Source organism: Micromonospora sp. NPDC002411, assembly GCF_053592955.1.
Window position 1 is genome coordinate 1 of sequence record NZ_JBSFBM010000239.1, and the last position, 10766, is coordinate 10766.

Consider the following 10766-nt stretch of genomic DNA (forward strand, 5'->3'; position numbering starts at 1 on the left):
GGTGATCGTCGCCGGTAGGCCTGGGTTGGGCAAATCAACAGCAAGCATGGATTTCGCTCGAAACGCTGCAATTCGGGCTAACCAGGCGGCGGCCAGGAAGACCGCCGCGCCGGCCGCGACCAGCGCGGCCAGCGGCACCCGGCGGTCGCGGTGCCGCCGGATCGACGGGCCCGGCCCGGCGCTCACCAGGTGGTGCGCCGCCGCCGACGCCAGAGCAGCAACGCCACCGCCCCGGCCGCCGCGGCCAGAGCGCCGGCCACCAGGGGGTACGCGTCGAGCCCGGTCCGGGCGGTGCCGCCAGCGCCGGTGTCCACCCCGCCGGCGGGGACGACGGTGCCGCCCTCGGCGTCGCGGCGCAGCTCGGCGGTGAGCCCACCCTGCTTCGCGTCGAGCACCAGCAGTGAGTAGACCGCGCCGCCGGTGAGGCGCACCTCGGCGTCGGTGCTCGGGCCACCGGCGCCGGTCAGCTTCAGCCGCCACCTGCCCGGCTCGACCTGCTGGTAGTCGGTCGTCGTCGCGAACTGCACGCCGTCGGCGATCATCGGGCCGTCGGCGGCGGCCACGTCGAGCATCGGGGTCCGGACGGACGCCTGCACGACCCGCACCTTGGCGCGGCCGTCGGTGGGGGCGCTGAGGTCGTCGTTGAGCACCCGCAGGCCGAGGTCGGCGTGCCGGCCGACACCGGCCACCGTGAAGGCGTCGCCGCTGGTCACCGCGACCTCGGTGGTGAGCACCGGGGGGTCGCTGGCGGGGGCGCCGGCCTCGCGCATCGCCACCGCGTACCGTCCGGGCGCCAGCTCCAGATAGTCGGAGACCACGCCGTAGCCGACCCCGGGGAAGACCCTCGGTTTCGCGGCGCCGGGCGCGGCCAGGTAGACGTCGACGGCCGGGGTGTCGGGGGAGAGGTGGGCGAGTCGGACGTATCCGACGGTGTCCGCGCCCTTGGCGGCAGCGGCCGGGACCGGGGCGCCGGTGGCAGCGAGGGCGGTGCCGAGCAGGAGCGCGCCGGTTCCGGCCAGCAGCCGGCGGGGCACGGTACGGAGCGTGTGCATGTCGCCTCCGGAAGCACTTTCGGTGAGCGGGCGGCAACCCAGAGAACAGGGTCCCGTTTACGGGACTGAGGCGCAAGTTGCCACGTCGATGTTTTTGCGGAGGCACGCTGGCGCCCCTCGGCTTACGCGGTCGGGCGGAGCGGGCGGGCTACCGCTCGCGGATCGCCAGGAAGGCGAACAGGTCCGGCACGCGCGCAACGGTGCCGCAGCAGATGTCGAGACAGGGTCCCTCGCCCGTGCCGAGCAGGTCCTCCGCGATCGCGTGCACCCGCTGGAGATAGTCGCCGCCGCCGGAGAGGTAATTCTCGTACCAGTCCGCGTGCGCGTCGTACGCCGCAGCGCTCGTCCTCGCCATCCGTCGATGCTAGGGACCGACTCGCGCCCAGCCCGGTCCGTTCTTCCGAGGGCAGACGCGCCGCCGACGTCCGTGGTCGCGCTCGCCACGGTGCCTGTGGCCGGTGAGCGACGGCAGGGCCGACGGGGGCGGCCGCGCTGGATTATCCTCGGTCGATGCGGGATCGCCGGGTGGCGCTGGTGTGGGCGACCTTCGTCGTCGTCGCGCTGGTGTCCTGTGTGCTCGTGCTGAACCGCGCGGACCGGCTCTCCGACCTGCACATCTACTACGGCGCGTTGTCCGATCTGCACGCTGGGCGGCCGCTGTACGAATACGAGGCGGCCAATGGTGGGCCGTTCACCTATCCGCCGTTCGCCGCACTCGTGCTCGGTCCGATCACCGCCGTGAGTGAGGGCGTACTCCAGGGGATCTGGCTCGTGGCGACGTGCGCGGCGGTGGTGGCCATCGCCGGGGCGGTCGGTGTCGCGCTGACCACCCGGCAGTCCCGGCGACCGCTCGTCGTGGCGGTGGCGGCCACGGTGCTGATGCTCTCCGCGCCGGTGCAGAGCAATCTGCGGTTCGGTCAGGTGAGCATCTTCATCGTGTTGATGGCCCTGCTCGACGGGATGGGCGTGGTCCCGCCCCGGCTGCGCGGGATGCTGGTCGGGGTCGCATCGGCGATCAAGCTGACCCCGCTGCTGTTCGTGGTCTACTTCCTCGCCACCGGCCGCTATCGCGACGCGGGCCGCGCGGTGGCGACATTCCTGACGTGCGCGGTGGTCGCTGGGGTCGTGCTGCCCGCAGAGAGCTGGACGTACTGGACCGAGGCGGTGCGGCAGACCTCACGGATCGGCAACCTGGCGTCGCTGGGCAACCAGTCAGTGCACGGGATGCTGCTGCGCGTCGGCGTGGACGAGGCGGCGTTGCCAGTGCTCTGGGCCGGTCTGGTGGCGCTCGTCTGCGTGGCGGCGCTGCTGCGGGCGCGACAGTTGACGCGACAGGGCCGCCCCGGGCACGCGGCGGTGCTCGTCGGCTGCGCCACGGTCGCCGCGTCCCCGGTGTCCTGGACCCACCACCAGGTGTGGCCGGTGCTCGCGGCGATGCTGCTGATCGGCGCGTCCGGCGTCACGCAGCGGGCGGCCGGGGGAGCGCTGCTCGCCGCCATGGTCGTCTCGCTGGGTGCGGTTCTCGGCCCGGTGTCGACGCGGCCGGGGGTGCAGTTCCTCTTCGAGAACGCCCGCGCGATCGGGGTGGGCCTGCTGTGCCTGGTCGGCTTCGGTGGCGTCGCGGTCGCCGCTTCCCGGGCGCACCGACGACCGGCGGGCGCGCGGGGCTGGTTGCGAGTGGGCGTGACGGCCACGGTGGCGGTCGCGTTCTTCGCCGTGCAGCCGTTGCCCGCCGGTGCGGATCCGACCTTCAAGGCGTACGCCCTCGACGACGTGGTCAACCCGCGATACTTCTTCGTCTGCCGTGGCCCGGTCGAATGCGCCGCCTACGGCACCCACGCGCCGGTCACCTTCGGCACCCGGGCCGAGAAGACCAAGGTGCGGGTCAACGGCGTGGTCTCCCCACAGGTGACCCGGTTGGAGTATTTTTCCGCCCCGGGCGGGCCGCCGCGGGCCATTCCGTTGCTCGACGCGTACCCGGGGAGCCGGACGTTCTCGTTCCGCTCGGCGAGCATGGCGCAGGGACGGCTCGTCGCGTACGCCTCGGACGGTCGACCGATCGCGAGCTACGACGAGGAACTCGCCGCCGCCCTCCGGGCGACCACCCGGTAGGCGATCGTCCGGCGGGCGGCGGTGGTGCTCAGCGGGTGGCGGAGGCCAGCGCGGCGCGCAGCGTGTCGGCGTCACCCGGGGTCGGGTGCTGCCAGTCGGTCGGCGAGGCGGAGTAGAGCGTGCCGTACGCCGGGGTGTCGGGCTGGTAGCGCCAGCCGTCGGCGAGGGAGCCCGCGTCGACGGCGTCGTAGCCGATCCGGTCGAGGAAGGCCGTTACTTCGGCCTTCGCGGCCTCGTCGTCACCGGCGATGGCGAGGGCGCTGCGGTCGGCTGCACCCGTCGGCCGGGCCAGCGCGGCCAGGCCCGCGAAGTAGATGTTGTTGAAGACCTTGACCACCCGTGACTCCGGCAGGTGCTGCTGGAGCAACTCGCTGCTGGTGACGTCGCCGCTGTCCAGCTCCGGGAAGTTCCCGTCGCGCTGGGGGTAGTAGTTGTTGGTGTCGATGACGACCTTGCCGGCCAGTGGCTCCACGGGCACCGCGCGGTACGCCTTCAGCGGCACGCTGACCACCACCAGGTCACCCACCCGCGCCGCGTCCTGTGCGGTGCCAGCGCTGGCGTGCTCGCCAAGGCTGTCGACCAGGTCGGTGAGGGTCTCCGGACCCCGCGAGTTGCTCAGCACCACGTCGTAGCCGGCGTCGACGGCCAGCCGCGCCACGGTGCCGCCGATGTTGCCGCTGCCGATCAGTCCCACAGTTGTCATGCTCGTTCCCAACTCCGCCCAGCCGTGACGCATTCCCCACCGGCGCGGTGGGTTATCACTGTTGCCCGGCGGCGCGGACTGCCGGGCATGCGACGTCTCGCCGAGCTGGCGGGCCTGCCCGCGCCCGCGATCCCGTCCTGCCCAACCTACTGCTCACGCTGGTCACCGACGGCGGCTCCGACGTGTTGATCAAGAGGTTCGCCCGTTTCTGACGCGAACCTCTTGATCAACCCACCTCGGGGGTGGTCAGGCGGGGAGGGTCTTCTCGATGGCGATGCGGAGTTCTTCGGCTGCGGGCTCGACCGACGGGGCGAACCGGGCGGCCACCGTGCCGTCCGGTGCGACCAGGAACTTCTCGAAGTTCCACCGGACGTCCCCGGTGTGCCCGTCGGCGTCCGATGTGTCCACGAGCGCGGCGTAGAGGGGGTGCCGGTTGGGGCCGTTGACGTCGACCTTCTCGGTCAGCGGGAAGGTGACCCCGTAGTTGACCTGGCAGAAGTCGCTGATCTCGGCGGCGCTGCCCGGCTCCTGCCCGGCGAACTGGTTGCACGGCACACCGAGCACCACCAGGCCGCGATCGGCATAGGTCTCCGCGAGTTTCTGCAGGCCGGCGTACTGCGGGGTGAGGCCGCAGCGGGAGGCCACATTCACGACCAACAACGCCTTGCCGCGGTAGCGGGCCAGGTCGGCGGGGCCGCCGGTGAGGGCATCGATCGGGGTATCGAAGACGGTCATGGGGCGAGGCTACGCGCCGACCGCCGGAGGGCCGGGGCGCGGGCACTCCATGCACCAGGAGAAATCGAAACATGGACATCTTGACGAACTGATGACGCCGTGAGTACCGTCTCACCATCTCTTTTGGAAAGTTTCCTAACAGTTCGGGAGACGCCGCATGAAAAGATCGCTCCGCCGGGCCCTCTGGGCCGGTGCCGTGGTCGCCGTGACCGTCGCAGCGGTGCCGGTGACTACCGCGTTCGGCGCCGGCACGGTCACCACCACCTTCACCAAGGCGCAGGACTGGGGGACCGGTCACGAGACGAGGGTGACCGTCACCAACGGATCGAGTGCCGCTATCAGCACCTGGCGCATCGAATTCGACCTACCGTCGGGCACCACCATCAGCAGCGCCTGGGACGCCGACGTCACCAGCAGCGGCAACCACTACGTCGCGGTCAAGAAGAGCTGGGCCGGCGGCATCGCCCCGGGCGCCTCGTTCAGCTGGGGCTACAACGGCACCGGCGCCTACAAGGCGCCGCTGAACTGCACCGTCAACGGCGCGGCGTGCGGCGGCGGCACCACCCCGCCCACCACCACGCCGCCGACCACCACGCCGCCCACCACCACCCCACCGACCACGACCCCGCCGACCACGCCGCCGCCGAACACCGGCGGCAAGAAGGTCGTCGGCTACTTCGCCGAGTGGGGCGTCTACGGGCGCAACTACCACGTCAAGAACATCCAGACCAGCGGCTCGGCCGCCAAGCTGACCCACATCCTGTACGCCTTCGGCAACACCACCGGCGGTCGCTGCTCCATCGGTGACAGCTACGCCGACTACGAGAAGGCGTACACGGCCGCGGACAGCGTGGACGGCGTCGCCGACACCTGGGACCAGCCGCTGCGCGGCAGCTTCAACCAGCTGCGCAAGCTCAAGCAGATGAACCCGCACCTCAAGGTGATCTGGTCGTTCGGCGGTTGGACCTGGTCCGGCGGCTTCACCCAGGCCGCGCAGAACCCGGCCGCCTTCGCCGAGAGCTGCTACAACCTGGTCGAGGACCCGCGCTGGGCGGACGTCTTCGACGGCATCGACGTCGACTGGGAGTACCCCAACGCCTGCGGTCTGACCTGTGACAGCAGCGGCCCGAACGCGTTCAAGAACGTGATCAGCGCCCTCCGGTCGAAGTTCGGGTCCAGCGCCCTGGTCACCGCCGCCATCACCGCGGACGGCAGCAACGGCGGCAAGATCGACGCCACCGACTACGCCGGCGCGATCGGCAACCTCAACTGGCTGATGCCGATGACCTACGACTACTTCGGGGCCTTCGCCGCGCAGGGGCCGACGGCCCCGCACTCGCCGCTGACCTCGTACACCGGCATCCCGCAGCAGGGCTTCAACTCCGACGCCGCGATCCAGAAGCTCAAGAGCAAGGGCGTCCCGGCCAACAAGCTGCTGCTCGGCATCGGCTTCTACGGCCGTGGCTGGACCGGCGTCACCCAGGCCGCACCCGGCGGCAGCGCCACCGGCGCGGCTCCGGGCACCTACGAGGCGGGCATCGAGGACTACAAGGTCCTCAAGAACACCTGCCCGGCCACCGGCACGATCGCCGGCACCGCGTACGCCAAGTGCGGCAGCAACTGGTGGAGCTACGACACCCCGTCGACCATCAACGGCAAGATGACGTACGCGAACAACCAGGGCCTCGGTGGCGCGTTCTTCTGGGAGCTCTCCGGTGACACCACCAATGGCGAGCTCATCGGCGCCATCAAGGGCGGCCTCGGCTGAGCCGAGGGCCGACGCACCACCCACACGGCGGGGAGGGGCCCGCACCGTCCCTCCCCGCCCGTGACCTGACGGCCCGGACGACGCCCAGCGTCGGCCGGGCCGCCGTCGTTGGGCCGACCCGGCTCGATATGGCAGACTCCCGGCTCGGCAGGTCCCGATGGCACCGTCGACGGAGGTGGTCATGCGCTCGACCCACCGCAGGCTGGCGGCGACCGCCGCCGGGCTGGTGCTGGCACCCATCGTCCTGGGCGGCTGTGGCATCGGCGGTGACGCCGAGGAGGAGCCCGCCACCAAACCGGCGCGAGCCCCGGCCGAGGAGGCCGCCGCCCGCTCCCGCGAGCGCGTGCAGGCGTACCTCGACGCGATGACCGCGAAGGACGTCGCCGCCGGTCGGAGCCAGCTCTGCGCTCTCCTGCACGACGGCTTCGACCTCGGTGCCACCGGACCCAACGGTGACTTCGCCGACCACTTCCAGGTGCCCGAGGCGGCCATCACCGACATCCGGTCCGGTCCGTTCGGGCAGGAGGTCAGCGTGTCGGTCTCGGTCACCTCCGGCAAGCGCACCGTCGCCCGGCCGCTGGTGTTCACCGTCACCCGGGACGGCGGCGACTGGTGCATCGCCGGGGAGGCTCCGGGCGGGACGTCGGTCGCCAGCCCGACGCCGGGCGGTGCCGTCCTCACGCCCCCGTCCTGACCAGCGCCCGGCGGATTGATCTCCCACCTGCCGGAACCGTCCCCCTCGCCGCCCGGTCACCCCGACCGTCGCCGTACGCTTTCTGTCATGCGCCATGAGTGGCATCAGCTGAGCCATCCCGGGGTGGGTAGCCCCGGTCTGCAGACCAGCCGACCGACAGTCGACTCCGCCGAGGACGCCGCGCTCGGCCTGGACCGATGGCGGGAACTGCCCCGCGAGCAGGTCCCGCCGTGGTCCGACCCGGCCGCCGTCGCCGAGGTCTGCAAGGTCCTCGACACAGTGCCGTCGGTCGTCGCGCCCTACGAGGTGGACCAGCTCCGGCAGAAGCTCGCCCTGGTCTGCGAGGGCAAGGCGTTCCTGCTGCAGGGCGGTGACTGCGCCGAGACGTTCGCCGACAACACCGAGAGTCACCTGCTGGCGAACGCCCGCACCCTGCTCCAGATGGCGATCGTGCTCACCTACGGCGCGTCCCTGCCGGTGGTCAAGGTCGCCCGGGTGGCCGGGCAGTACACCAAGCCCCGCTCGCTGCCCACCGACGCGCGCGGCCTGCCCGCGTACCGGGGCGACATGATCAACTCGCTGGAGGCCGATCCGGCCGCCCGGGTCGCCGATCCGCAGCGCATGATTCGGGCGTACGCCAACTCGGCGGCGGCGATGAACATGCTCCGGGCGTACCTCGCCGGTGGGCTCGCCGACCTGCACGCGGTGCACGACTGGAACAAGGGCTTCGTGAAGAACTCCCCGGCGGGGGAGCGCTACGAGGCGATCGCCCGGGAGATCGACCGGGCGCTGGCGTTCATCCGGGCCTGCGGCATGACCGACGACGAGGCGCTGCGTACGGTCACGCTCTACTGCTCCCACGAGGCCCTGGCCCTGGAGTACGACCGGGCGCTCACCCGGGTCTCCGACCGTCGGGCGTACGGCCTCTCCGGGCACTTCCTGTGGATCGGCGAGCGCACCCGGCAGATCAGCGGGGCGCACATCGACTTCATCTCCCGGATCGCCAACCCGATCGGGGTCAAGCTCGGCCCGACCACGTCCCCGGACGAGGCGATCGAGCTGTGCGAGAAGCTCAACCCGGACAACATCCCCGGCCGGCTCACCCTGATCAGCCGGATGGGCAACCACCGGGTGCGCGACGCCCTGCCGCCGATCGTCGCCAAGGTCACCGCCGCCGGCGCCAAGGTGGTCTGGCAGTGCGACCCGATGCACGGCAACACGCACGAGTCGTCCAACGGCTACAAGACCCGGCACTTCGACCGCATCGTCGACGAGGTGCTCGGCTACTTCGAGGTGCACCGGGGGCTGGACACCCACCCGGGTGGCATACACGTCGAGTTGACCGGCGAGGACGTCACCGAGTGCCTCGGCGGCGCTCAGGGCATCGAGGACCTCGACCTGCCCGACCGCTACGAGACCGCCTGCGACCCGCGGCTGAACACCCAGCAGTCGTTGGAGTTGGCCTTCCTGGTGGCGGAGATGCTCCGCGGCTGACGCGAGGAGTGAGCTTGCGAGCCCCGCAGTCGGCGGCCAAAAGAATGACAGCGGCTGACGCGAGGAGTGAGCTTGCGAGCCCCGCAGTCGGCGGCCGAAAGAATGACAGCGGCTGAGGTTGCGGACCCTCCGTCGGCAGCCGAGAAGATGACCGTGGCCAGGTGTGCGAGACCCGCAACCGGCGGTCGAAAGGATGACAGTGGCAGACCAGTTCGTGGACCTGCGGTCCGACACGGTGACCCGGCCGACCGCCGGGATGCGGGAGGCGATGGCCACCGCCGAGGTCGGTGACGACGTCTACGGCGAGGATCCGACGGTCAACGCTCTCGAAGCCGAGGTCGCCGCCCTGTTCGGGCACGAGGCGGCGCTGTTCGCCCCGAGCGGGTCGATGGCCAACCAGATCGCCCTGCAACTGCTGGTGTCGCCGGGCGACGAGCTGCTCTGCGACGCGGACGCGCACGTGGTCACGTACGAGATCGGGGCCGCAGCCGCGTACGGCGGGATCTCCTCGCGGACCTGGCCCGCCGTCGGCGCGGACATCGACCCGGAGGCGGTGGCCGGGATGATCCGGCCGGACGGCTTCTTCGCTGTTCCGACCCGCGCGATCGCCGTCGAGCAGACGCACAACCGGGGCGGCGGCGGGGTGATTCCGCTGAGCACCCTGCGGGATCTGCGCGCGGTCGCCGACGACGCGGGTGTGGCGCTGCACTGCGACGGCGCCCGGATCTGGCACGCGCACGTCGCGGACGGTGTGCCCCTGATCGAGTACGGCCGGCTCTTCGACACGCTGTCGGTGTGTTTGTCCAAGGGTCTCGGCGCGCCGGTCGGCTCGCTCGTGGTCGGCAGCGCCGACAAGATCGAACGAGCCCGGCTGATCCGTAAGCGGATGGGCGGCGGTATGCGCCAGGCCGGCATCCTCGCCGCGGCCGGCCGGTACGCGCTCGCGCACCACGTCGACCGACTGGCCGACGACCACGCCAAGGCGTCCCGGCTCGCCGAGGCGGTCGCGCCGTTCGGCGTGCTGGCGACGACGGTTCGCACCAACCTGGTCGCGCTGGACCTGACCAAGCACGCCCTGGACGCGCGTGCCCTGGCGGCCGTCGCACGGGCCGAGGGCGTACTCATCTCGGTGCTCGGCCCCCGTACCGCCCGCCTGGTCACCCACCTGGGCGTCAGCGACGCGGACATCGACCACGCGGTCGAAGCCCTACCCCGCATCCTGACGGCGTCCTAACCCCCCCCGGCCGTTCCCTCCCAGCTGTTGATCAAGAGGTTTGCGTCAGATTCCGGCGTCCGGATGACGCGAACCTCTTGATCAACGAGGATCGGCGGGGTGGAGGCGGGGTTCAGTGGTGGAGGCGGGTGAGGGTTTGGATGTCGGCGGCGTGGCCGACCTGCTTCTCGCTCGGGGTCTCCACGACCAGGGGTACGCCGGCGGTGGCGGGGTGCGTCATCAGCTCGGCGAAGGCGGGCTCGCCGATGGTGCCCTTGCCGATGTTCTCGTGCCGGTCCCGCGTGGAGCCGCACAGGTCCTTCGAGTCGTTGGCGTGGACCAGCCGTAGCCGGTCCGCGCCGACGGTGACCACCAGCGTGTCCAGGGTCGCCGTCATGCCACCCTCGACCGCCAGGTCGTGCCCGGCGGCCCAGGCGTGGCAGGTGTCGAAGCAGACCCCCAGCATCGGGTGGCGGTCCACCGCGTCCAGGTACGGACCGAGCTGCTCCACCCGCGAGGCGAGCGACCGGCCCCCGCCCGCGCTCGGCTCGACCAGCAGCATCGGGCCACCGGCGGCCGCGGCCCAGTCGAGCAGCGGCAGCAGTTCCTCGCGGACCTGCCGCATCGCCGCATCGGCGTGCCCCTCGTCCACCGAACTGCCCGCGTGGAACACCACCGCCTGAGCACCGATCGCCACGCCCCGACGCAGCGCGTGCGCCAGCGTCTGTGCCGACTTCTCGACCGTGGCCGGAGTGGGTGAGCCGAGGTTGACCAGCAGCGAGGCGTGGATGAACGCGGGAATGCCCCGCTCGGCGCAGCCGTCGCGGAACAGGGCGTCCTGCGCGGGGTCACCGTCGGGCAGCGCCCAGCCCCGCGAGTTGGAGACGTAGACCTGCACCACCCGCGCGCCGGTCGCGTCGACGTACGGCAGGGCGGCCTTGGCCAGCCCGCCGGAGGTCGGAGTGTGCGCGCCCACCGGACGCGAGGTTGCCGCC

General features: G+C 71.6%; 11 protein-coding genes. 5 read left to right on the top strand and 6 right to left on the bottom strand.

Annotation, left to right across the window (positions count from 1 at the left end):
- The 3 genes from ACWCO3_RS24545 to ACWCO3_RS24555 form a co-directional block, all read right to left on the bottom strand.
- Nucleotides 1–186: hypothetical protein (locus ACWCO3_RS24545; RefSeq protein WP_450012258.1), on the bottom strand; the 186-nt coding region annotated here is incomplete at its 3' end.
- Nucleotides 183–1052 (bottom strand): DUF4397 domain-containing protein, encoded by an 870-nt coding sequence (locus ACWCO3_RS24550; protein WP_145779691.1) that lies wholly within the window; start codon nucleotides 1050–1052, stop codon nucleotides 183–185. The genes ACWCO3_RS24545 and ACWCO3_RS24550, both read right to left, overlap by 4 nt.
- Nucleotides 1053–1200: 148 nt before the next feature.
- Nucleotides 1201–1407: a class I SAM-dependent methyltransferase gene (locus ACWCO3_RS24555; RefSeq protein WP_145779692.1), complete on the bottom strand. Its 207-nt coding sequence runs from the start codon at nucleotides 1405–1407 to the stop codon at nucleotides 1201–1203.
- A 155-nt stretch (nucleotides 1408–1562) separates the two neighbouring features.
- On the opposite strand from ACWCO3_RS24555, the gene ACWCO3_RS24560 reads away from it, so the two are divergent.
- Nucleotides 1563–3164, top strand: a complete 1602-nt coding sequence (locus tag ACWCO3_RS24560; protein ID WP_450012252.1) for a glycosyltransferase 87 family protein — start codon at nucleotides 1563–1565, stop codon at nucleotides 3162–3164.
- A gap of 28 nt (nucleotides 3165–3192) precedes the next feature.
- Here ACWCO3_RS24560 and ACWCO3_RS24565 read toward each other — a convergent pair whose 3' ends face one another.
- Together ACWCO3_RS24565 and ACWCO3_RS24570 are read right to left on the bottom strand one after the other, a co-directional pair.
- Nucleotides 3193–3867 (bottom strand): NADPH-dependent F420 reductase, encoded by a 675-nt coding sequence (locus ACWCO3_RS24565; protein ID WP_145779694.1) that lies wholly within the window; start codon nucleotides 3865–3867, stop codon nucleotides 3193–3195.
- 246 nt (nucleotides 3868–4113) lie between these two features.
- A complete protein-coding gene (locus tag ACWCO3_RS24570; RefSeq protein ID WP_145779695.1) occupies nucleotides 4114–4602 on the bottom strand; it encodes a glutathione peroxidase in 489 nt (162 codons plus the stop codon).
- A 157-nt stretch (nucleotides 4603–4759) separates the two neighbouring features.
- On the opposite strand from ACWCO3_RS24570, the gene ACWCO3_RS24575 reads away from it, so the two are divergent.
- The 4 genes from ACWCO3_RS24575 (at nucleotide 4760) to ACWCO3_RS24590 (ending at nucleotide 9792) form a co-directional block, all read left to right on the top strand.
- Nucleotides 4760–6370, top strand: coding sequence for a glycosyl hydrolase family 18 protein (locus ACWCO3_RS24575; protein WP_423437202.1), 1611 nt, complete (start codon nucleotides 4760–4762; stop codon nucleotides 6368–6370).
- 181 nt (nucleotides 6371–6551) lie between these two features.
- Nucleotides 6552–7064, top strand: a complete 513-nt coding sequence (locus ACWCO3_RS24580) for a nuclear transport factor 2 family protein (RefSeq protein WP_145779697.1) — start codon at nucleotides 6552–6554, stop codon at nucleotides 7062–7064.
- 87 nt (nucleotides 7065–7151) lie between these two features.
- Nucleotides 7152–8558, top strand: a complete 1407-nt coding sequence (locus ACWCO3_RS24585) for a class II 3-deoxy-7-phosphoheptulonate synthase (RefSeq protein ID WP_145779698.1) — start codon at nucleotides 7152–7154, stop codon at nucleotides 8556–8558.
- A gap of 199 nt (nucleotides 8559–8757) precedes the next feature.
- Nucleotides 8758–9792 (top strand): threonine aldolase family protein, encoded by a 1035-nt coding sequence (locus ACWCO3_RS24590; protein ID WP_354886983.1) that lies wholly within the window; start codon nucleotides 8758–8760, stop codon nucleotides 9790–9792.
- 112 nt (nucleotides 9793–9904) lie between these two features.
- Here ACWCO3_RS24590 and ACWCO3_RS24595 read toward each other — a convergent pair.
- On the bottom strand, nucleotides 9905–10766 hold an 862-nt coding region (locus ACWCO3_RS24595), incomplete at its 5' end, for a deoxyribonuclease IV (RefSeq protein WP_450012256.1).

Coding starts and splice junctions, on each gene's coding strand:
- ACWCO3_RS24550 (WP_145779691.1), bottom strand. CDS start 1,052: ATGCACACGCTCCGTACCGTGCCCCGCCGGCTGCTGGCCGGAACCGGC.
- ACWCO3_RS24555 (WP_145779692.1), bottom strand. CDS start 1,407: ATGGCGAGGACGAGCGCTGCGGCGTACGACGCGCACGCGGACTGGTAC.
- ACWCO3_RS24560 (WP_450012252.1), top strand. CDS start 1,563: ATGCGGGATCGCCGGGTGGCGCTGGTGTGGGCGACCTTCGTCGTCGTC.
- ACWCO3_RS24565 (WP_145779694.1), bottom strand. CDS start 3,867: ATGACAACTGTGGGACTGATCGGCAGCGGCAACATCGGCGGCACCGTG.
- ACWCO3_RS24570 (WP_145779695.1), bottom strand. CDS start 4,602: ATGACCGTCTTCGATACCCCGATCGATGCCCTCACCGGCGGCCCCGCC.
- ACWCO3_RS24575 (WP_423437202.1), top strand. CDS start 4,760: ATGAAAAGATCGCTCCGCCGGGCCCTCTGGGCCGGTGCCGTGGTCGCC.
- ACWCO3_RS24580 (WP_145779697.1), top strand. CDS start 6,552: ATGCGCTCGACCCACCGCAGGCTGGCGGCGACCGCCGCCGGGCTGGTG.
- ACWCO3_RS24585 (WP_145779698.1), top strand. CDS start 7,152: ATGCGCCATGAGTGGCATCAGCTGAGCCATCCCGGGGTGGGTAGCCCC.